Source organism: Roseococcus suduntuyensis (genome assembly GCF_014196305.1).
In the GTDB taxonomy this organism is placed as follows: domain Bacteria; phylum Pseudomonadota; class Alphaproteobacteria; order Acetobacterales; family Acetobacteraceae; genus Roseococcus; species Roseococcus suduntuyensis.
This window is the reverse complement of record NZ_JACIDJ010000006.1, coordinates 132749-153978: the sequence shown is the minus strand read 5'-3', so window position 1 is coordinate 153978 and position 21230 is coordinate 132749. Positions and strand designations below refer to the sequence as shown.

The window sequence follows — 21230 nt, the reverse complement described above, 5'->3', positions numbered from 1 at the left end:
ATGGAGATATCGGGCGCATCGGCCATCGTCAGCGGCGGTGGCTCCGGCCTGGGTGCGGCCACCGCCGAGGCCTTGGCGCAAGCCGGCGCCAAGGTGGTGGTGCTGGACATCGACGCATCCAAGGCCGAAGCGGTGGCCACGCGCATCGGCGGCGTCGCCATCGCGGGGGATGTGGCGGATGAGGTGGCCGTGGCCGCCGCCGTGGAGACCGCATCGCTGCTCGCGCCGCTGCGCGTCGTGGTGGCCTGCGCCGGCATCGCGCCGGCCGCGCGCATCGCGGGCCGTGGCGGCCCCCATGACCTGGCGCTGTTCGAGCGGGTGATCCGCGTGAACCTCGTCGGCACCTTCAACCTGATGCGTGTGGCGGCATCGCGCATGACCACCAATGAACCACTGGCCGATGGCGAGCGCGGGCTGATCATCTGCACGGCCTCGGTCGCCGCCTATGAGGGCCAGGTGGGCCAGGCGGCCTATGCGGCGTCAAAGGGCGGCATCGTGGCCCTGACGCTGCCCGCGGCGCGGGAGCTAGCGCGCTTCGGCGTCCGCGTCGTCACCATCGCGCCGGGCCTGATCCACACGCCCCTGATGGACACGCTGACGCCCGAGGCGCGCGAGGCCCTCTCACGCCAGCCGCTGTTTCCGCAGCGCCTGGGCAGGCCCGAGGAATTCGGCGCGCTGGTGCTGACCATCGCGGCGAACCCGCTGCTGAATGGCGAGACCATCCGCCTCGACGGGGCGCTGCGCCTGCCGCCCGCGTGACTTAGTCCGACCCCAGCGCCTTGCGCCGGGCCTTGCGGAAGGCGCTGGGCGACATGCCCGCATGCTTGGTGAAGAAGCGGCTGAAATAGGCCTCGTCGGAAAAGCCCAGCTCATAGGCGATCTGCGCGATGGGCTGGCTGGAGTAGGTGAGTTCGCGCTTGCACTCGATGATGCGGCGGTCATGCAGGATCCGCAGCGGCGACTTGCCCACCGCCCGCATCGTCACCGCATAGAGCTGACCGCGGCTCATGCCGAGCTGGCTCGCGATGTCGTCAATGCTCTCCTGCCGCCGAAAGTTGCGTTCCACATGCTCGCGGAAGCGGCGGAAGCCGGTGGCCCCCTGGTTGCCAAGCGTCTCGGCCAGTTCCGACAAGGTGCGCGTGCGGAGGATGGCGACGAGAAGCAGCACCAGATGCGCCTGCAACGCGGCGGTGACGCCGGTGCGCGGCAGGTCGTGTTCGCGCGCGATGGCGCGCATGGTGCCCGGCATGGAGATCGCGATCTCCTCCTCGCCCCGCGCCGCGGCGAAGACGGGCCGCAGCAGCAGTTGCGCGAGGCGCTCGCCTTCAGGCACGCCCGCGATGCTGCCCGCCACCACATCATCCGAGACGGTCAGCACATGGCCCTCCGTGCCCGTGTCGAAGCGGAAGCCGTGTACGGCGGCGGAGGGCATCCAGACGAACCAGGGTGCGGCGAAGTCCACCTTCTCCCCCTCGACCTCCAGCGTGCCGCCGCCTTCCTGGACCAGCACGCATTGCGCCAGGTTCTCATGGCGATGGACCAGAATTTCCCAGTCATGCGCGGGGGCGCGGGAGGAGATGGTCTCGATGTGCACATAGCCGCCCGAAGCCTGGCCCGCAGCCGCTCCGTAGAGACCGAAAACGGGAATGCGGTAGAGGCGCCCCGTGGGCGAAGGCCTCTCGGTCCTTGGCATGAATCGCTCGCAAATGTCCAAGTCTTGCGTCGTTTCAAGCCTACATCCGCGGCCGGGCTTCCACTAGTGAAAAGCAAGGTGCGGCAAGGGCAAGAGCAACCCTTGGCCGGAGCACGAAGCGAGAGGGAAGGACACGGATGCGGCACCAGGTGGTCATCATTGGCGCCGGCCCTTCCGGCCTTCTGCTTGGCGCGCTGCTGCACCAGGCGGGGATCGACACGCTGATCCTGGAGCGCCAGTCCCGCGAGCATGTGCTAAGCCGCATCCGCGCCGGTGTGCTGGAGGACGGGACGGTGGGCCTGTTGCGGAAGGCCGGCGTGGCCGAACGGCTGGCGCGCGAAGGCCTGGTGCACGAGGGCTTCGCGCTGAACTTCGCGGGCCGCCACCTGCGGATCGACCTCCGCGCACTCACCGGCGGCCGCAGCGTGACCGTCTATGGGCAAACGGAAGTGACGCGGGACCTGATGGACCACCGCGCCGCCAGCGGCGCGCCCGTTATCTTCGACGCGCGCGATGTCACGCCGCACGATTTCGAAGGACCCAACCCTCACGTCACCTGGACCGAGGATGGCCAGGCGCGACGCACCGCCTGCGACTTCATCGCGGGCTGCGATGGCTATCACGGCGCCAGCCGCGCCAGCGTGCCCGCGCGCGCGATCGAGACCTTCGAGCGTGTCTATCCCTTCGGCTGGCTGGGCGTGCTGGCCGATGTGCCGCCCTGCTCGCACGAGCTGATCTATGCCGGACATGAACGCGGCTTCGCGCTCTGCTCCATGCGCTCCGCCACGCGGAGCCGCTACTACGTGCAATGCCGCGCGGATGACCATCCCGCCCGCTGGACCGACGACATGTTCTGGGACGAGCTGCGCCGGCGGCTCGACCCCGTGGCGGCCGCGCATGTGGTGACCGGCCCGCCCATCGAGAAATCCATCGCCCCGCTTCGCAGCTTCGTGGCGGAGCCGATGCGCTTCGGCCGCCTCTTCCTGGCGGGCGATGCCGCGCACATCGTGCCGCCCACCGGCGCCAAGGGGCTGAACCTCGCAGCCGGTGATGTGCATTATCTCTCCGAGGCGCTGGTCGAATACTACCAGGATGGATCGGAGGCCGGCATCAACGCCTATTCCGCCCGGGCGCTGGAGCGCGTGTGGAAGGCCGAACGCTTTTCCTGGTCGCTGACCACGCTGCTGCACCGGTTCGACACCAGCACCCCCTTCGAGCGCCGCATGCAGGATGCCGAGTTCGCGCTGCTCGCCTCCTCCGAGGCGGCGCGGCGCGTGCTGGCGGAGAACTATGTCGGCCTGCCCTACTGAAGCCAGAGGAGGAAACAACGCCATGCCCCCTGACCCGACACCACCATCGCCGCCGCTGGGCGGCTTCATGGCCCGCAACCGCGCGGCCCAGCCCGCCGCTTTCCATCCGGCCTACAAGACCAGCGTGTGGCGTTCGCCGCGCGCGCCGCTGCTCTCCTTCCCCTCCTCCCTGAGCGAGGAGACGGGGCCGGTCTTCGGCCATTCCCTGCTGGGCCCCCTCGACGCCGACCTGCTGAGCAATTTCGCCGCCCCCGGCGAGACCGCCATCGGCCCGCGCATCATCGTGCATGGCCGCGTGGTGGATGAGAGCGGGCGCGGCGTGCCTGGCGCGCTGGTGGAGGTGTGGCAGGCCAATGCCGGCGGACGCTACCGCCATGCCAAGGAAGGATACCTCGCGCCCCTCGACCCGAATTTCGGCGGCTGCGGGCGCTGCCTGACCGATGCGGAGGGCCATTACAGCTTCCGCACCGTCATGCCCGGCCCCTATCCCTGGCCCAATGGCGGCAATGACTGGCGGCCCGCGCATATCCACCTGTCGCTGCTCGGGCCCTCCTTCGCGCAGCGCCTCATCACGCAGATGTATTTCGAGGGCGATCCGCTGATCTCGCTCTGCCCCATCCTGGGCGCCGTGACGGACGCGGCGGCGCTGCAACGCCTCGTCGCCACGCTCGACATGCAGGCCACCCTCCCGATGGACAGCCGCGCCTTCCGCTTCGACATCGTGCTGCGCGGCCGCCGCCAATCCGTCTTCGAGAACCGCAAGGAGGGGCTGTGATGCCGCCTTTCATCGAGACCGCCTCGCAGACGGCGGGGCCCTATGTGCATATCGGCTGCACGCCCAATGTCTGCGGCATCGCGATGTATGGCGGGGATCTCGGCGCCGTCATGCGGACCGGGCCGGTGCGCGGCGAGGAGATCACGCTGACCGGCGCCGTGCATGACGGCATGGGTGCGGTGCTGAAGGATGCGCTGGTAGAGATCTGGCAGGCCGATGCGGCTGGCCTGTTCAACACGCCCTTCGAACGCCGCGGCCAGGCGGACCCGAACTTCACGGGCTTCGGCCGCTCGGCCGGGGACATGGCCACGGGAGAGTTCACCTTCCACACCGTCAAGCCAGGCCGCGTGCCCTGGCCCGACGGCCGGCTCCAGGCGCCGCATGTCAGCGTCTGGGTGGTGGCGCGTGGCATCAATATCGGCCTGCAGACGCGCCTCTATTTCGCCGATGAGGAGGCCGCCAATGCCGAGGACCCCATCCTGTCGCGCATCGAGCACCGCGCGCGGGCGGAGACGCTGATCGCGCGGCGCACGGGGCCCGGGGCCTATCGCTTCGACATCCACCTCCAGGGCCCGAAGGAGACCGTCTTCCTGGACATCTGAAGGCGGTCAGGTCGCGCTCAGCACCGCCAGGAGCAGGGTGGCCACCCAGCGGGCCAGGGTGGCATGCAGTGGCGGACCGGCGTAGCGCGCGGCGCTGCGCCAGACGCCGACCAGCGCCAGCAGGTTGTAGGGCAGCGACATTCCGTACCCGACAAGGTAGGCCGCCAGTATCTGGCCTTCCTTGAACAGCAGGAAGAAGCCGATGGTGGTGGTGATGTTCACCACCAGCCCACTGATGACGGCCCAGTTCCAGAAGGCGACATCGAGCGGTGCTTCGCCGCGCCAGAGGCGAAGGGCGGCGCGCACCCTCAGCCCTTCCCGCGCTTCGCCAGTTCCTCGATGAGTATGGAGACGAGGCCGGTCCAGCCCGTCTGGTGCGAGGCGCCGATGCCAGCGCCATTGTCGCCGTGGAAATACTCATAGAACAGGATGTTGTCGCGCCAGTGCGGATCGGACTGGAAGCGTTCGGTGCCGCCATAGAGGGGACGGCGTCCATCGGTGCCGGGCTCGAAGATGGAGACCAGGCGGCGGCTGATCTCGTCCGCCACCTCGGCCAGCGTCATCATGGTGCCGGAGCCGGTGGGGCATTCCACCTGGAAGCGGTCGCCATAATGCTCGTGGAATCGGCGCAGGCTCTGCACGGCCAGCATGTTCACCGGCATCCAGATCGGGCCGCGCCAGTTGGAGTTGCCGCCGAACATGCCGCTGCTGGATTCCGCGGGTTCGTAGGCGTCCACCAGCGTCTCGCCATCCACCTGCAGGGCGTAGGGGTGGTCACGGTGGCGCTGCGAGATGGAGCGGATGCCGTGCGGGGATAGGAATTCCTCCTCGTCCAGCATGACGGCGAGGATGCGCCGCAGCCGGTCCTCGCTCAGGAAGGAGAGCAGGATGGTCTGGTCCAGCCCGTCATGCGTCTCGCTCGCCTGTTCCAGCAAATCGGGCTGGCGGCGGAGGAACCAGCGCAGCCGGTCGCGGAAGACATCCTCGAAATCATCCTCCAGCGCCGGGATGTCGATGGAGGAGACGGGGAGCAGCGGCGTGAGGCCGACGAGGGAGCGCACCTTCAGCTTCTGGTACTGTCCGTGCCGCAGGGCCACGTCGAAGTAGAACCCCTCCTCCTCGTCCCAGAGGTCCAGCGCGCCATCGGTCTGGCGCGTCAGGTGGTTCATGGCGTCGGCGATGTAGAGGTAGTGCTGGAGGAACTTCACGCCGATCTCGATATAGACCTTGTCGTGCTTGGCCAGCTCGATGGCCATCTCCATGAGGATGAGGGCGGAGAAGCCCATCCAGGAGGTTGCGTCCGCCTGGTAGAGGCGGAAGCCCTGGCGTTCGGCCGCCGTGCGGTCAATGACGCCGATATTGTCCATCCCCAGGAAGCCGCCCTGGAAGAGGTTGTTGTTGTCGGCGTCCTTGCGGTTCACCCACCAGGTGAAGTTCATCAGCGAGCGTTGGAAGATGCGCTCCAGGAAGGGCACGTCGCCCTTGCCGGTCTGGGCCAACTCGCGCTTGTAGATCTCCCAGGCCGCCCAGGGGCCGACGGGCGGGTTCACATCCTCGAAGGCCCATTCATAGGCGGGCACCTGGCCGGTGGGCGACATGTAGAATTCGCGCGTCAGCAGGCGAAGCTGGCCCTTGGCGAAGCCCGGGTCCACCTGCGCCAGGACCACGCAGTGGAAGGCCATGTCCCAGCTCGCGAACCACGGGTATTCCCATTTGTCGGGCATGGAGAGCACGTCTTCGGCGTAGAAGTGCCGCCATTGCGCGTTGCGGCCGGTGGCGCGTTCGGGGGGCGGCGGGTAGCGGTCGCCCTTCAGCCATTCCTCGACCACGTAGTGATAGAACTGCTTGCTCCAGAGCATGCCCGCCTGGGCCTGGCGCATGATGGCGCGGCGCTCGGGCGTGGTGTTGGTGGGCAGCACGGTGTCGTAGAAGGCATCGGCCTCGGCGGCACGGGCGGCGAAGACGGCGTCGAAATCCGCGCCGATCGTGGTCGCCGCGGCGTCATGGGTCAGGCGCAGGCGCAGCACCCAGCTCTCGCCGGGGGCGAGGGTGCGGCGGTGCAGGGAGGCGGCCTTGGTCCCCTCCCCCGCCGGGTTCACGGCGCCGGCATCGCCCTGCACCACGAAGTCGTGGAAGGCGTCCTTGGGGTGGGCCGGCCCGCCCTCGGCGCCAAAGAGGCGGTGGATGTTGGTCTCGTTCTCGCAGAACAGCAGGCGCTCGGCGCCTTCCGCGACGAGGCGCATGGGGCCGAGCGCGGGGTGGCTGGCCTCGACCACGCCCTCGCCCACGGCGCGCAGGCCGGGTTTGTCGCTGCCTTCCGCCCAGCTCCAGGTGTTGCGGAACCACAGCGTGGGCAGCAGCGTGATCTCGTGCGGATCAGGCCCGCGGTTGGTCACGGTGATGCGCGCGAGGATGTCGGCCGTGCCGCGCTTGGCATAGGCGATCTCGACGTCGAAGTAGCGGTCCTCGTCGAAGATGCCGGTGTCGAGCAGCTCGTATTCCGGCGCGCGCGGGTCGGTGGATTTGCGGCGGGCGTTCTCGGCCACCAGGTCGCCATAGGGGAAAGCGCGGTGCGGATATTTGTAGAGCATCCGCATGTGGCTGTGGGTCGGCGTGTTATCCTGGTAGAAGTAGTATTCCTTCACGTCCTCGCCGTGGTTGCCCTCGCTGTTGGTCAGGCCGAAGAGACGCTCTTTCAGGATAGGGTCGGCGCCATTCCACAGGGCGAGCGCGAAGCACAACCGCTGCTTGGAATCCGAGATGCCGCCCAACCCATCCTCGCCCCAACGATAGGTGCGGGAGCGGGCGTGGTCATGCGGGAAGTACTCCCAGGCATTGCCATAGGGGCTGAAATCCTCGCGGACCGTCCCCCATTGGCGCTCGCTGAGATAGGGGCCCCAGAGTGCCCAATCCTCCTGGCCCGAATCGCGGCTCTTGATGCGCTCGGCTTCGCTCATGGCCTGGCCTTCCCTGTCTCGTTTTGGGCTTCCACCAGCGTCCAGGCGCGCAGCGCCTCGGCCACGGACCAGGCCTGGGCGATGCAGCCGCGCGGGGCGTGGGGTGGGTCGCCTTCATAGATCTCGTTCAGCGTACCGAGGCCCTGGCGCAGCGTCTCACGCCCGATGGCCTCCAGCCGCAGCCGCGCCACCTGCGCGCTGCCGCCGGCGGCCAGGTGCGCCTCGATGAAGGGGCCGGCCAGCCAGCCCCAGACGGGCCCCTGGTGATAGCCGCCATCGCGCGAGGCCGAATCCCCGCCATAGGTGCCGCGATAATCCGGGTGCGCGGGGTCGAGGCTGCGCAGCCCACAGGGGCCCAGCAGCGCACCCTCGCAGGCGGCAAGCACCGCCAGCCGCCGGTCCAGCGGCAGCAGCTCGGGCCGCAGGCTGGCGGCGAGGATCTGGTTGGGCCGCAGCGTGGCGTCATGGCCGTCGGGCCCGTCCAGCACGTCGAAGCAATGGCCCGCCTCGGGGTTCCAGAAGCGCGCGAAGCCCTCGCGCGCCGTGTGCGCCAACCCGGCATAGACGCTGGCGTCGCGGCCCAGGCGCGCCAGGCTCTCGGCCATCACGCGCAGCGCGTTGTACCACAGCGCATTCACCTCCACGGGCTTGCCGATGCGCGGCGTGATCTCGCGCCCGTTCACACGGGCGTCCATCCAGGTGAGCTGCACCCCCGCCTCGCCCGCGCGCAGCAGGCCATCGGCCGGGTCCACGGCGATGCCATAGCGCGTGCCGCGGCGATGCCAGGCGATGATCTCCTCCATCACCGGAAGCAGGGCCAGCAGCGTGGCGTCATCGCGCGTGGCGGCGTGGTATTTTCGGATGGCGTCGAAGAACCAGAGCGTCGCGTCCACCGTGTTGTATTCGGGCGTCTCGCCGCCATCGGGGAAGCGGTTGGGCAGCATGCCCTGGTCCACGAAGCCCGCGAAGGTGAGCAGGACGGAGCGCGCGATCTCGGGCCGGCCGGTGGCGAGGGTCAGCCCAGGCAGGCTGATCATGGTGTCGCGGCCCCAATCCGCGAACCAATGGTAGCCCGCGATGACGGAGTGCCCCGCGCGCCCGGCCGCGTCCTGCCGCGCGATGACGAACTGGTCGGCGGCCAGCACCAATTGCCGCACCCAGTCGGGCGCTGCGGGGTGGAGGTTCGTGAAGCGTGCCAGCAGCCCGGCCTCGCGCGCGCGGGCGCGGTCGAGGGCGGTGGCGTCCGGTGCGGCCGCTTCCCCCGCGGAGAACACCACCTGCGCGCGGGCACCGGGCGTGAGCGTGAGCGTGAAGCTCACCGCGTGGTGGTGGTCCTGGCGGTCCTGCAGGCCGCGCTCGCGCTCGCGCGGGAGGTCGAAGCCACGGAACCAGCCGGTGCCGGCATGGGCCTCGGCGCCCTCGGCCGCGATATGGAGAGGCGTTGCGCCGGGAAAGGCCAGAACGCGCGCCGTGTCAGCGCCCAGCGCCACCTCCGGCTGCCAGGAATCAGCGGTGGTGCGGGCGTGGTGGTCGCGGTGGTCCACCAGGGCCTTCAGCGTCAGCCGCACCGGCCCGGCACCCCGCACCAGCCGGTATTCCACGCGGGTGATGTTGTGGCCCGCCTCCATCCAGATGCGCTTTTCCAGCACCTCGCCGCCGCAGGCGAAGCGCCAGCACGGGATGGTGCCTTCCAGCCGGAAACTGTCGAGGAAGCGGTGACCCTGCGGCGAGGTCACGCCACCCGCCCAGTTCAGCGTGGCGAGTTCGAAGCGGCCCGACGCGCCCTCCATCTCCTCCAGCAGCGCGGCGGCCAGCAGGGTGCGGGCTGGGTGCGGTTCCAGTGCCGCCACCAGCAGCCCGTGATAGCCGCGCGTGGGCGCGCCCACGACGCTGCCCGAGGCATAGCCACCGATCCCGTTGGTGACGAGCCATTCGCGCGACAGCGCCGCGCCAGGCTCGCCGCAGATGTCACGCCCGAGGATCATCGCCGTCACCTCCGCCTCCCGCGTCAGGGCACCAGCACGAGCATGAGGTAGATGCCGAAGAGGGCCAGGTGCACCGCCCCCTTCAGCATGTCCGTCTTGGCCGTCCCGAAGGTGAGGCCCGCCGTCACCAGGGTCAGCACCAGCATGATCATGTGCGCCTGGTCGAGGCCCAGCACGATATCATGCCCGATGAAGTGCCCCACCAGCAGCACCGCCGGCACCGTCATGCCGATGGTGGAGAGCGAGGAGCCGAGCAGGATGTTCACCGAGCGCTGCAAATGGTTGGCCCAGGCGGCGCGCAGCGCGGCCATGCCCTCGGGTGCCAGGATCAGCACCGCGATGATGACGCCCGTCATCTGCACCGGCACGCCCAGTGCGCGGTCCACGCGGTCCAGCGCCTCGGCCATGTCATGCGCGAGCAGGGCCACGGGGATGATGGTCAGCACCAGGAAGAAGGCGTGGCGCACCACCTTCGCGCGGCTGGCCCGCGGGGTGGGCGGCGCCTCCGGCGCGGGGCCGCGATGGCCGCCCGTCACCTCGGCAGCCGCCTCGGCGAAGAAGGAACGGTGGCGGCTGGTCTGCAAGGCGAGGAAGACGCCGTAGAGGAACAGTGTGATGACGCCCAGCGTCGCCGCCTGCGCGAAGGAGAGCGTGGCATCCGGCGTGGAGGTGGTGAAATTGGGCAGCACCATCGCGCAGATGGCCAGCGGCGTGAGCACCACGAGGAAGGAACGCGCGCCCTCCAGGTTGTAGATCTGTTGCCGGTGCCGGAACCCGCCCAGCAGCAGCGCGGCGCCGAGCAGCCCGTTCACGATGATCATGACCACGGCGAACATGGTGTCGCGGGCCAACGTGGGCTCGCTGTCGCCCACCAGCATGACGGAGAGGATCAGCGCCACCTCGACCGTGACGGCCGAGAGCGTCAGCACCAGCGTGCCCAGCGGCTCGCCCAGTTCGTGCGCCACCGCCTCGGCGTGGCGCATCACGCCGATGGCGCCCCAGAGGATGGTGGTGAAGAGCACCACCACAATAATGAAGGATTGCCCCAGCCCCGTATGGCTGTGCGCGTCATGGCCCAGCAGCGTCATGGCCAGGAACACCGCCCAGGCGACGCCCAGCGGGCCGAATTGCTGCATGGCGGTGAAATGGGGCGCGCCATGCGCCAGCCCATGGGCCTCAGTGGAAGTGTGGCTCAAAACCCGATGATCCCGCGAAGATATTCCCGCGCCTTGCGCGCATGGTCGAGCGGGTTGGCGCGGGCGGGGTCCTGTTCGGCCTCCACCACCAGCCAGCCGGCGAAATCGGCATCGGCCAGGGTCTGCAGGATGGGGCGGAAGTCGATCGCGCCATCGCCCGGCACGGTGAAGGCGCCTTCCATGATGGATTCCTCGAAGCTTAGGCTGCCCGCGGTGCCGCGCGCGATCACGTCGGGCCGGATGTCCTTCAGGTGCACATGGCGAATTCGCTTCGCATGGGCGCGGGCCATCTCCAGCGGGTCATCGCCCGACCAGGCGAGATGCCCGGTGTCCAGCAGCAGGTGCACCGAGCTGGGGTCGGTCGCCGCCATCAGCCGGTCCACCTCGCCGCGGGTCTGCACGCCCGTGCCCATGTGGTGATGGTAGCAGAGCTGCATGCCCCGCGCCTTCGCCATGGCGCCGAGCTTGTTCAGCCCGGCCACCAGCGCATCCCACTGGGCATCGGTGAAGATGGGTTTGTTGGCGAGCGGCGTGACCGGCTGCTGGTGGACGGCGCCACCCAGCTCGGCCACCACCACGTCGGTGCCGCCCATCTCCTGCATGAAATCCATCTGCGCGATGAAGTTGTCGATGGTGCGCTGTTCCATCGCGCGCGCGGTGAAGAGGGTGCTGACCCAGGGCTCGCTCACGCGCAGGCCGCGCCGGGCAAGTTCCGCCTTCAGCACCGCCCGGTCCTTCGGGAAGTTGTGACCGACGGAGCAGCCTTCATAGCCCGCCAGGGCCATCTCGCTCATGACCTGGCCCCAGCTCGTCTCATTGCCGAGCAGCGGGAAATCGTCATTGGTCCAGCAGGTGGGCGTGATGCCCAGCATCACCTTGTCACGTTGGAACATCGTTTCGTTTCCCCCATGGGCATCCGCCCCCGCATTGCCGTCAGCCTGTGGCGTGGCTTGGAACAGGAAGCAAGTCTCGCCCGCAAGATTTGACGAGAGATTGATGCCGGCCCGCGCCGTCATCATCCCGCTCGCGAAACCAAGGATTCCTGACGCCTCGCCGCCGGCAGGATGCACGCGGCCAAGTTGCGTCGCAAGAAGGTTGCACGCCTTCCACCCTCGCTTTCGCTTGACACCTGTGGGTGAGGGCCACGACCATCCGGCCTCCACGGAACGTGGCCGGCGCGCGCGCCAATCACTTTCCGTTAAAGACCTTTGCTTCAAGAGACATCTTTACTTCAAGACACAGGGGAATCGTCCGTTGAGCATCGTCAAACGCAGCATAGACGCGGCCCTCGCGCAGCGCCTGGTGGACGCCGCCATCGAGGTGGCCCGCGCGGGTGGCAAGCCCATGTGCATCGCCATCATGAACGAGGCGCGGCAGCTCAAGGCCTATCACGCCATGGACGGCGCGCCCTTCGTCTCGGAGGACATCGCCATCAACAAGGCCTGGACCGTCGCCTCCTTCGGCATCCCCACCCATGCCTGGTGGGACTTCATCAAGGAAGACGGCCCCCTGCTGCACGGCGTGGTGCAGACGCCGCGCGTGGTGGTCTATGGCGGCGGCTATCCCATCATGGAGGATGGCCAGATGATCGGCGCCATCGGCGTCTCGGGCGGGCACTACTCGGACGACATGGCGGTGGCGCGCGGCGCGCTCGAAGCCCTCGGCCTGCCGGTCGGCTGACCCCCCCTTCCCTCTCGCGCGGAAAGCACCCCCATGGGCTCCAACATCACCCTGCCCAAGTTCGAGCAGGTCGTCGTCGAGGACGGTCTGAAGGACGGCTACTGGATCGACGCCGTGGACATCAACGGCGACGGCAAGCCCGACCTGATCGTCTCCGGCCTCGCGATCGGCGAGGTGGCCTGGTACGAGAATCCGGGCTGGCAGAAGCGCATCATCGGCCAGTTCCAGAAGCCCGTGGCGCTGGACCACGCGGACCTGACGGGCAATGGCCGGCCGGACTTCATCATCTGCCACGACTACGGCGAGTGCATGTTCCATTGCCGCGACGGCGACGGAAAGATCTCCTGGCTGCAGAATCCGGGCGACCCGAGCGCCGAAGGCCATTGGGCCACCCACCCCATCGCGCCGCTGATGGCGACGCACCGGCTACGCCTGGGCCACTTCACGCGCACCGACCGGCTAGAACTGATGGCGCTGCCCGTGGTGGGGCCGCAGGGCGGGCTGACGGGCGTGCACGCGCCCGTACGCCTCATGCTCTACCCCGTGCCCGACCAACCCGCCCAGCCCGAGGGCTGGCAAGGCGCGCTGGTGGACGAAGTCTCCTTCCGCATCATCCATGACGTGCAGGTGGGCAAGTTCCGCCCCGGCTCGGATCTGGATTCCGTCATCCTCTCCAGCGAGGAGGGCGTCACCTGGTTCTATTACGATGGCGCCGCCTGGCAGAAGCGCCACATCGGCACCGGCGAGACGGAGGAGGTGGGGCTGACCGGCTTCCTCGGCACCGGCAATGCCGCCACGGGCCGCATCGGCGACGATCCGCAGGCCTATGTCGCGACCATGGAGCCGTTCCACGGCAACGTCGTGGCCGTCTATGTGAAGGAGCCGGGCTCCACCCTGGAATCCGGCCCCTGGAAGCGGCATGTGCTGGACGTCTTCGGCGACCCAAACGAGGTGGGCGAAGGTGCGGGCCACCATGTCGTCTGCGCCGATTTCGACGGCGACGGCGATGACGAATTCCTGGTGGCGCTGCGCGGGCCGCGGCCCTGGCAGGGCGTGTTCTACTACAAATGCGTGGACCTGGAGAAAGCGCTGTTCGTGAAGCAGCGCGTGTCGTGGTCGTCCGCCGCGCGTATCACCGTGGCGGATTTCGACGGTGACGGGCGGCCGGATTTTGCCACCACGGGCTACTACACGCCCGGCTACTTCCTGGCGGAGAACCCGCAGGTGCTGGTGTTCCTGAACCGGACGGGAGACGCCTGACGGCGCCTCCTCCGCACCTCGCTCAGCCCGGCGCGATGCGCGGCGGCATGGCCCACATGCCATAGCCTGCCGGCTTCGCACCCGCCGGGTTGGCGCCGATGGCGGGCCAGAGCAGCCCCTCCGTGTAGGAGATGGGCGACACCACATGGTCATGGTCGCGCGGCGACTGTCCATGCGCCTCGCGCCAGGGCTTCGGCAGCTGGTACCAGCTGCCAACATACCACATGCGGATGATGTTGCGGGCGACAGGCCCAAGACGGTCGTCGCTCATCACCAGGCGGCGCAGTTCCGCCTCGTGCTTTTCGGTGTCGCCACCGGAGGAGGCACGCGCCTCCGCCGCCGCCAGCAGCAGGTCGCGCATCACGCCCTCGCCCACGATGCCGGTGGCGGTGGCGAGATAGGCCTCGGCCTGGCCCGTGCCGCGCAGTCGTTGTCCGGTGAAGCCGGTCAGCGCCTCGGAGAGCGCCAGGAAGCCGTCGAGCATGTCAGCCATGGGAGATCTCATAGGTGGGGGCCGCGTGGGTGCCATCGCCGAGCGGCTGGCGCATGATCTGGTAGTAGAGTTCCTTGAGCTGGAACATTCCGCCCACCGCCTCGACGAACATGGCGGGTTCGCCCTGGAAGGCGCGGGTCAGCAGGGCCAGGAAGTCGCCATAGGCACGGTTGAAGTCTTCCGCGCCCTGGCGCAGCGCCGAGCCTTCCGGAAAGTCGGACAGGCGGGCATTGGCCTTGATGGGGAACACCGCGTCCCAATCCACCGCCACCTCGCGCCCGGTGGGCCGGCCGCGCGCATCGCCCTTCTGGTAGTAGCGGCCGAGGAGGAGTTGTTCGAAGCGGTAGTAGTGCGCGATCTCACCCTCGTAGTCGAAGATGTTGTCGGTCACACCCTCGCCCTGCTCCGAGATCAGCCGGATGGCGGCCTTGGCGGAAGCCAGGTCCGTCACCGCCATCAGCCCGCCGCCGGCGGAATAGTAGTATTCGGGCCCGATCTGCCGCGCCGGATCGCCGCTGAACAGCGCATCGCCCATCTCGGCGTGCAGGCGTTCGAGGCCTTCCTCGATGGCCTGGTAGAATTCGCCGATGCTGTAGAAATGCTCTTCCTCATGGCCCGGGACGTGGCGGGCGCGCACCGCCGTGCCATGGCGCTTGTGGCCATTGTGGTGCGCGCGCTTGCGGCCCTTGTGGATGGTGTCCACGCCGGGCGTCGCCCCTTCGGCCGGGCGCTCGATCTTGAGGAAGGTCTCGATGGCCGCGCGGCTGAAGGCCTGGCAATCCACCTGGAAGTCCGTCTCGCCATCGGGCAGGTAGGCCGGGTAGAGCGGCACGAAGCCCGGCACCGTCAGGTCGGGCGTGCCGCCCACCGCATTCAGGATATTGGCCGCCAGCGTGAGGTGCAGCATCTCCTCCACCGCCACCGCGCGGAGGATGTGGAAGGCCTCCGTGTTGGCGCCGGGCCGGATGGAATAGAGCGCGTTCAGGTAGGGCGGGATCGTCGCGTGCTCGAGCTGGATCGCGGCTTCGAGGTGCCGGTGCAGCCCGGCCTTGTCAGTGATCTTGGTGAGGCTCACGCGCGGGCTCCCGTGGTGGTGGAGGCGGGCGCGTGGGTGCCGAGCCCGGCCAGGATGGCATCGGCCGTGCGGAAGCACAGCGCCGCCAGCGTCAGGGTGGTGTTGGCGGTGCCGATGCTGGCCATGGAGCCGGCGCCGGCCAGATAGAGGTTGGGGTGGTCCCAGCTGCGCTGCGTCGAATCCACCACGCTGTCCCGCGCGCTGGTCCCCATGATGTGCGTGCCGGCCCAATGGTTGCCACCGCGCAGCACATAGCCCTCGCCGTCATGGCTGACATAGCCGGGCGCCAGCGGGTCGTAATGCGTGTGGTCCTCGGCGCCCAGGCGCTGGAAGATGCGGCGCGACAAGCGGCGCGAAAAGGCGGCCGTCTCCAGCGTGTAGGGCGTGGCGCCAAAGGAGATGACGGGGCGCGGATTGCCCATCTGGTCCACCCAGCGCGGGTCCACCGAGACGCGGTTGCTCTCGTCCGGCAGCACCTCGATCATGCAGTCCATCAGGAATTGCCGTGAGACGCGGTCAATCAGCCCCTGGCGCAGCGGCGCGCCGAAGCGGTTCTCGTGCTCGACCAGATGCTCCAAATCCGAATAGGGCGAGCCGGTGGCCCAGCCCCAGCCGTCATTGTGGATGGAATAGCGCACCGCGGCGTGGTGGCGGCGATAGGCGCCGGTGCGGATGTCCTCGATGCCCGCGGTGCAGATAGGCCCACGCAGCGCGCCCGCGGGCCGGGGCATCAGCGCCCAGGTCAGCAGGTACATGTGGTCCATGAGGTTGCGGCCCACGAGGTTGCTGCTGCCCGGCAGGTCCGAGGCCAGCATCAGCCGGGCGTTCTCGACCGCGTTCGCCGCCAGGACGAAGACCTTGGCGCGCACATGGCCCACACGGTGGCCAGGCGCGTCAGGGTCGTCATAGGTCTTGAATTCCAGCTGCGACACCTGGCCGGTCACGCCGTCCACCTCCAGCCGCGAGGCGACGCTCCAGGCCAGGAGCTGGACATTGCCCGTCTCCAGCGCGGCGTAGAGGGTGCGGCGGGCGTCATACTTGGCCTGGACGGGGCAGATGGGCACACAGTTGGTGTTGCCCTGGCAACGCTCGCCCTTGTCCTCCTGGTGGGTGCTGACGGCGCCCACGGGCTTGTAGCCGCGGCCTTCGTCATAGGCGGGGTTGGGCACGCCGTTGCGCGCCTGGGGCGTGGAGCGGACCTTCAGCGGGAAGGTCTCGCCCGAGAGCGTCACCTCCATGCCGTCCAGGTCGCGCGCGATCATGCGGTCGAGGTAGGAGAGCGGCATCTTTCGCATGGGCAGCACATAGCCCGGCCCGAAATCGAGCCCGCCATACTGCTGGTCCTCGACATCGCCGGCGACACCCAGCTCGCGCTCGGCCGCGCGGTAATGGGCGTCGAGGTCGCCATAGGCCAGCGGCCAGTCGCGCCCCTGGCCGAACAGGCTGCGCATGCGGAAGTCATCGGGCAGCATCCGCAGGGCCTTGCCCTCCCAATGGCGGGTCGTGCCGCCCAGGACGCGCGTGTAGGTGCTGTCGATCTCAAGCGGCCCCATCTGCACCAGGTAGCCATCGGCATTGGGCTGGCCGGGCTGGAGCTTGCGCGTCTCATAGTCGCGCGGCATGGGCGCGTTACGGGACTTGGCGTACGCCGAATTGTTGTCCTTGCCCTGCGCGCCGTAGAAGCGCTGCACGCTCTCCTCGTAGTCGGCGACGGTAATGTCGTTGCCCGAGCCCGCCTCCAGCACCAGCACGCGGCAGCCCCGCGCGCCCAATTGCTTCGCGATCACCGCGCCGCTGACGCCGGAGCCCACGATGACCACGTCGAATTCCTGCCCCGCCACCGCTTCGAAGCTGGTCAGCACGGGGTCCTTGCCTGATGTCGTCATCGTGATCCTTCAGGGGCTGGGCCCGCCGCGAGGGCAGGCCTGGCGGTGGGCGATAGACAGGCGTTCAGCGTGGCTTTCACAGGCGCCAAGCTGGGGCCAGAGAGATTAATGTCCAGTGTCAGCCGGCACGCCACGATTTTTGCGGGAAGATTGTTTCGCGTTTCCTCAAGCGTGCCAGGGACACGGCAAAATGCTCGCCACAGGCCCCGCGCACTGTCAACCGGAACTTGAGCCTCAGGTCGGGACTTCGCCGGGCGGCTTGAGCGTGGCCAGCACGAAGGCGGAGCGCGTCTCCTTCACCCCCGGCATCCGCAGCAGGGCGCGCGTGGCGAAGTCGCCGAAGGTCTCCATGTCGGGGGCCAGCACATGCAGCAGGTAGTCCATCTCGCCGGACATGGTGTAGGCGGCCAGCACCTCGGGCCGGGCGGCCAGCGCGGTGTGGAAGCGCTCCACCACCTCCTCGGCATGGCTTTGCAGCGCGACTTGCACGAAGGCCTGCAAGGGCAGACCCACCCGCGCCGCATCCACGCGGGCGGCATAGCCCTGGATGACGCCCGCCTCCTCCAGCCGCCGCACCCGACGTTGGCAGGGTGTGGGCGAGAGCCCGACCCGTTCGGCAAGCTCCACGATGGTGGCCCGCCCGTCGCGCTGGAGGGCCGCCAGGATGCGCCGATCGGTGGCATCCAGCGCGATGGTGGGGTTTTTCGCCATGTGGAGGCCCTTTCCTGGCGGATTCTCACCGCCGAGAGGGCAATATGGCATGGAGAAAGGCGGAAAACCCTCCCCCCGCTTCGCTAGACAGGGAGGGAAACCCCAAGGAAACGTCCATGGACATCCCCCCCGACCGCACCGCCCTCGCCGGCGTCGTCAGCGCCGAGAACCCGATGGGCACGGATGGCTTCGAATTCGTGGAATTCACCGGGCCGGACACCGAGCATCTGCGCCAGGTCTTCACCCGCATGGGTTTCACCGCCGTGGCCCGGCACCGCAGCAAGGACGTGACGCTGTGGCGGCAGGGCGACGTGAACTTCCTGCTCAACGCCGAGCCCGCCAGCTTCGCGCAATCCTTCGGCCGGGTGCACGGGCCCTCGGCCTGCGCCATGGCCTTCCGAGTGGCCGATGCGGCGGCCGCCTGGGACCGCGCGTTGACGCTGGGCGCCCGCCCCTTCCACGGCCGCGTGGGGCCGATGGAACTGAACATCCCCGCCATCGAGGGCATCGGCGGGTCCCTGATCTACTTCGTGGACCGCTACGGGCCGAAGGGCTCCATCTATGACGTGGATTTCCGGCCCATCGAGGGCATGGACCCCAACCCCGCGGGCCAGGGGCTGACGGTGATCGACCACCTCACCCACAACGTCCACCGCGGCCGCATGGACGCCTGGGCCGGCTTCTACGAGCGCCTCTTCAACTTCCGCGAGATCCGATACTTCGACATCGAGGGCAAGCTGACCGGCCTCAAGTCCAAGGCCATGACCAGCCCCTGCGGCCAGATCCGCATCCCCATCAACGAGAGCAGCGACGACAAGTCGCAGATCAAGGAATACCTGCGCGCCTATGGGGGCGAGGGCATCCAGCACATCGCCATGGGCACCACCGACATCCACGCCAGCGTGGAGGGGCTGCGCGCGCAGGGCGTGGGCTTCCTCGACACGCCCGAAACCTACTACGAGTTGCTGCCCCAGCGCCTGCCCGGCACGGGCGAGGACATCGCGCGCCTGGCCGCCAACCGCATCCTGATGGATGGCTCCCCCTCCGGCGGGCGGCTCTTGCAGATCTTCACCCACACCGTCATCGGGCCGATCTTCTTCGAGCTCATCCAGCGCAAGGGCGATCAGGGCTTCGGCGAGGGCAATTTCCGCGCCCTTTTCGAATCCATCGAGCTGGACCAGGTGCGGCGCGGCGTTCTGGCGGGGTAGGTCGAACCGCCTGCCATCGGCGCGGTCCCGCGTGACCGCGCCGAGATTAATTGTCTTTTCATACGGAACGGCAAGGGTGCCCGCGCCGGCCCGGCCGCGCGGCCGAACCACCAAAGGTTCCACTGCGCGGCTCGGCCCTCCACCTGGGGACCTGCCCGATGAACATGCTCCGTCGTCTCAACGACCTCTCCATCAGCCGCAAACTCACCGCGGCCTTCCTGGTGGTCATCCTCGCCGCCGCCAGCGCGGGGATCGTCACCTGGTTCCGCCTGGCCGACATCGAGACGGCGACGAACTGGAACCGCCACACCTATCGTGTGCTCGCCCAGGCCGATCGCCTGGTGGCCGCCATGGTGGACCAGGAGACGGGGGTGCGTGGGCACCTGCTGAACGGCGACCGTGCCTTCCTCGAACCCTTCGACGCGGGGCGGCGCGGCTATGCCGAGGCGCTGGCCAACATCCGTCGCCTCACCGCCGACAACCCCGCGCAGCAGGTGCGCCTGGACGAACTCGACCGCGCCGCGCGCAGCTGGACCGAGGGCCATGCCGGCCGGCAGATCGACCTGATGGCGCGGGGCGACGAGGCCTCGCGCCGCGAGGCGCGCCGCATGGAGGAAGACGGCGCAGGCAAGGCCGCGATGGACGCGGTGCGCGCCAAGGCGAATGAGATCGCCTCGCTGGAACGCGGACTGCTCGACGTCCGAAGCGCCGCCGCCAATGCCGCCTATGCCGAGGCGCGCCTCGCCCTGATGCTGGGCACGGGCCTCGCGGCGCTCTTCGCGCTGCTGGCCGGGCTTTCGCTGGCGCGCGGCATCGCCCGGCCGGTGTCGCAGCTGTCGGGCCAGGTCGCGCGCATTGCCGAAGGGGACCTCGCGGTGGAGGTGACCGGCACGGCGACGCGCGACGAGATCGGCACGCTGGCCCGCGCCGTGGCGGTGCTGAAGGAGAATTCGTCCCGCGCACGTGCGCTGGAGGCCGAGGCCGAAACCACGCGCCTCCGCACCGAGGAGGAACGCCGCGCCGCGCAGCGCGCCATGGCCGTGGAGCTGGAGCGCACCGTGGGCGGGGTGAGCACGACGCTGTCCGGCGCCGCGACCGAGTTGCAGGCCACGGTGGACAGCCTGGCGGGCCTCGCGGACCGCACCGCCGAACAGGCGGGCGCGTCGGCCGAGGGCGCCGCCCAGGCCAGCACCAATGTCCAGGCCGTGGCGGCGGCGGCCGAGCAGATGGCCTCCTCCGTCGCGGAGATCACGCGGCAGGTGGCCGAGGCGGCCTCGGTGGCGCGGCAGGCCTCGGACGAGGCGCAGGCCACGGATGGCACCATGCGCACCCTGGCGGAGGCGGCGAGCCGCATCGGCGAGGTGGTGCGGCTGATCGGCGACATCGCGGGCCAGACCAACCTGCTGGCGCTGAATGCCACCATCGAGGCCGCCCGCGCCGGCGAGGCGGGCAAGGGCTTCGCCGTGGTGGCGAGCGAGGTGAAGAGCCTGGCCGGCCAGACCGCCAAGGCCACCGAGGAGATCGCGCGCCAGATCGCGGAGATGCAGGGCGCGACGGGTCAGGCCGTGGACGCCATCAAGACCATCGGCGTCACCATCGAACGCTCCAGCGAGATCGCGGCCGCCATCGCCGCGGCGGTGGAGGAACAGGGCGCGGCCACGCGCGAGATCGCGCGCAATGTGGGCGAGGCCGCGGCCGGCACGGGCGCGGTGTCCCAGCAGGTCGAGCGCGTGAACGAGGGCATCAGCGAGACCACGGGCGCCCTGCAGGAACTTCGCACGGGTGCCGAGGGCGTGGCCCGCCAGGGCGAGATGCTCCAGGCCGAGGTCGGTCGGTTGGTGGCGCGCCTGCAGGCGGCGTAGCGGGGTCAGCCGGGCAGGCGTACCGCCTCGCCCAGCGCGGGCACCAGGGCCAGCCAGCCGCGCACCGGCTGGCCCGCCAACCGACCGCGCAAGGCGGCCACCGGCCCGCCATGGGTGATGGCGAGCGTGCCCTCATGCGGCGGCAGCCCGGCGAACCAGGCTTCGATCCGTGCGGCGAGTTCCAGGGTGGTCTCGCCGCCACCCGGGCGGAAGCTGCCGGGCGCCTCGATCATCCCCATCATGGCGTCGCCATGGGCGGCATGGATGGCGTCCCAGGACTGGCCTTCCCAGTCGCCGAAGTCGCGTTCGGCCAAGGCGGGCACGATCTCCAGCGGCAGGCCGAAGCGCCTGGCCAGCAGCCCGCCCAGGAACCGCGCGCGCCGCAGCGGCGAAGCCTGCACCCGCGTGATGCCCGGCCCCTCCAGCGTCGCGGCCAGATGACGCGCGGCGGCCCGGCCTTGCGCGGACAGCCCCACATCACGCGCGCCATAGCAGCGCCCGCGCCAATGCGCGGCCACCTCGGTGTGGCGCAGCATG

At 69.2% G+C, this 21230-nt stretch carries 19 protein-coding genes; 8 read left to right on the top strand and 11 right to left on the bottom strand.

Features of this window, described 5'->3' with window-relative positions; all coding sequences use genetic code 11:
• Entirely contained in the window at nt 1–759 is a 759-nt protein-coding gene (locus tag GGQ83_RS16100; protein WP_184385848.1) for an SDR family NAD(P)-dependent oxidoreductase, read from the top strand.
• 1 nt (nt 760) lies between these two features.
• On the opposite strand, the gene GGQ83_RS16095 is transcribed toward GGQ83_RS16100, so the two are convergent.
• Complete coding sequence (locus tag GGQ83_RS16095; RefSeq protein ID WP_184385846.1) at nt 761–1693, bottom strand: helix-turn-helix domain-containing protein; 933 nt, start codon at nt 1691–1693, stop codon at nt 761–763.
• Between the two features lie 137 nt (nt 1694–1830).
• On the opposite strand from GGQ83_RS16095, the gene pobA reads away from it, so the two are divergent.
• Genes pobA through pcaG form a run of 3 tightly spaced genes read left to right on the top strand, consistent with a single transcriptional unit; the run spans nt 1831 to nt 4380 of the window.
• A complete protein-coding gene (gene pobA, locus GGQ83_RS16090; RefSeq protein ID WP_184385844.1) occupies nt 1831–3003 on the top strand; it encodes a 4-hydroxybenzoate 3-monooxygenase in 1173 nt (390 codons plus the stop codon).
• Nucleotides 3004–3025: 22 nt separating this feature from the next.
• Nucleotides 3026–3778 (top strand): protocatechuate 3,4-dioxygenase subunit beta, encoded by a 753-nt coding sequence (gene pcaH / locus GGQ83_RS16085; protein WP_184385842.1) that lies wholly within the window; start codon nt 3026–3028, stop codon nt 3776–3778.
• Nucleotides 3778–4380 carry a protocatechuate 3,4-dioxygenase subunit alpha gene (pcaG, locus tag GGQ83_RS16080; protein ID WP_184385840.1) on the top strand — a complete coding sequence of 201 codons (603 nt, stop codon included), beginning with the start codon at nt 3778–3780 and terminating at the stop codon, nt 4378–4380. Before pcaH ends, pcaG begins: the two co-directional genes overlap by 1 nt.
• 6 nt (nt 4381–4386) lie before the next feature.
• Here pcaG and GGQ83_RS16075 read toward each other — a convergent pair whose 3' ends face one another.
• From GGQ83_RS16075 to iolE, 5 genes are read right to left on the bottom strand one after another with little or no spacing between them, the layout of a single operon-like run.
• Nucleotides 4387–4686, bottom strand: a complete 300-nt coding sequence (locus tag GGQ83_RS16075; RefSeq protein WP_184385838.1) for a hypothetical protein — start codon at nt 4684–4686, stop codon at nt 4387–4389.
• 2 nt (nt 4687–4688) lie between these two features.
• Nucleotides 4689–7337 (bottom strand): MGH1-like glycoside hydrolase domain-containing protein, encoded by a 2649-nt coding sequence (locus tag GGQ83_RS16070; protein WP_184385836.1) that lies wholly within the window; start codon nt 7335–7337, stop codon nt 4689–4691.
• Nucleotides 7334–9322, bottom strand: a complete 1989-nt coding sequence (locus GGQ83_RS16065) for an amylo-alpha-1,6-glucosidase (RefSeq protein ID WP_184386060.1) — start codon at nt 9320–9322, stop codon at nt 7334–7336. The genes GGQ83_RS16070 and GGQ83_RS16065 overlap by 4 nt, the downstream gene beginning before the upstream one ends.
• A 23-nt stretch (nt 9323–9345) precedes the next feature.
• On the bottom strand, nt 9346–10518 hold the full coding sequence (locus tag GGQ83_RS16060) for a calcium:proton antiporter (protein WP_184385834.1): 1173 nt from the start codon (nt 10516–10518) through the stop codon (nt 9346–9348).
• Complete coding sequence (gene iolE / locus GGQ83_RS16055) at nt 10515–11411, bottom strand: myo-inosose-2 dehydratase (protein WP_184385832.1); 897 nt, start codon at nt 11409–11411, stop codon at nt 10515–10517. The genes GGQ83_RS16060 and iolE overlap by 4 nt, the downstream gene beginning before the upstream one ends.
• A gap of 361 nt (nt 11412–11772) precedes the next feature.
• On the opposite strand from iolE, the gene GGQ83_RS19955 reads away from it, so the two are divergent.
• Nucleotides 11773–12198 (top strand): GlcG/HbpS family heme-binding protein, encoded by a 426-nt coding sequence (locus GGQ83_RS19955; RefSeq protein WP_207018271.1) that lies wholly within the window; start codon nt 11773–11775, stop codon nt 12196–12198.
• A 33-nt stretch (nt 12199–12231) separates the two neighbouring features.
• Nucleotides 12232–13458 (top strand): FG-GAP repeat domain-containing protein, encoded by a 1227-nt coding sequence (locus tag GGQ83_RS16045; RefSeq protein WP_184385828.1) that lies wholly within the window; start codon nt 12232–12234, stop codon nt 13456–13458.
• Between the two features lie 22 nt (nt 13459–13480).
• Here the strand turns inward: GGQ83_RS16045 and GGQ83_RS16040 are convergent, their stop codons facing one another.
• From GGQ83_RS16040 to GGQ83_RS16025, 4 genes are all read right to left on the bottom strand, one after another.
• Nucleotides 13481–13951: a hypothetical protein gene (locus tag GGQ83_RS16040; RefSeq protein WP_184385826.1), complete on the bottom strand. Its 471-nt coding sequence runs from the start codon at nt 13949–13951 to the stop codon at nt 13481–13483.
• Nucleotides 13944–15026, bottom strand: a complete 1083-nt coding sequence (locus GGQ83_RS16035; RefSeq protein ID WP_184385824.1) for a ferritin-like domain-containing protein — start codon at nt 15024–15026, stop codon at nt 13944–13946. The genes GGQ83_RS16040 and GGQ83_RS16035 overlap by 8 nt, the downstream gene beginning before the upstream one ends.
• Complete coding sequence (locus GGQ83_RS16030; RefSeq protein WP_184385822.1) at nt 15023–16912, bottom strand: GMC family oxidoreductase; 1890 nt, start codon at nt 16910–16912, stop codon at nt 15023–15025. The genes GGQ83_RS16035 and GGQ83_RS16030 overlap by 4 nt, the downstream gene beginning before the upstream one ends.
• A 234-nt stretch (nt 16913–17146) precedes the next feature.
• Nucleotides 17147–17623, bottom strand: a complete 477-nt coding sequence (locus GGQ83_RS16025) for an Lrp/AsnC family transcriptional regulator (protein ID WP_207018273.1) — start codon at nt 17621–17623, stop codon at nt 17147–17149.
• A gap of 116 nt (nt 17624–17739) precedes the next feature.
• Between GGQ83_RS16025 and hppD the strand changes: the two genes are divergently transcribed.
• Together hppD and GGQ83_RS16015 are read left to right on the top strand one after the other, a co-directional pair.
• Nucleotides 17740–18831: a 4-hydroxyphenylpyruvate dioxygenase gene (gene hppD / locus GGQ83_RS16020; RefSeq protein ID WP_184385820.1), complete on the top strand. Its 1092-nt coding sequence runs from the start codon at nt 17740–17742 to the stop codon at nt 18829–18831.
• Between the two features lie 164 nt (nt 18832–18995).
• Entirely contained in the window at nt 18996–20693 is a 1698-nt protein-coding gene (locus GGQ83_RS16015) for a methyl-accepting chemotaxis protein (protein WP_184385818.1), read from the top strand.
• A gap of 5 nt (nt 20694–20698) precedes the next feature.
• Here GGQ83_RS16015 and GGQ83_RS16010 read toward each other — a convergent pair whose 3' ends face one another.
• On the bottom strand, nt 20699–21229 hold the full coding sequence (locus GGQ83_RS16010; RefSeq protein WP_184385817.1) for a histidine phosphatase family protein: 531 nt from the start codon (nt 21227–21229) through the stop codon (nt 20699–20701).
• Nucleotide 21230 lies beyond the last annotated feature (1 nt).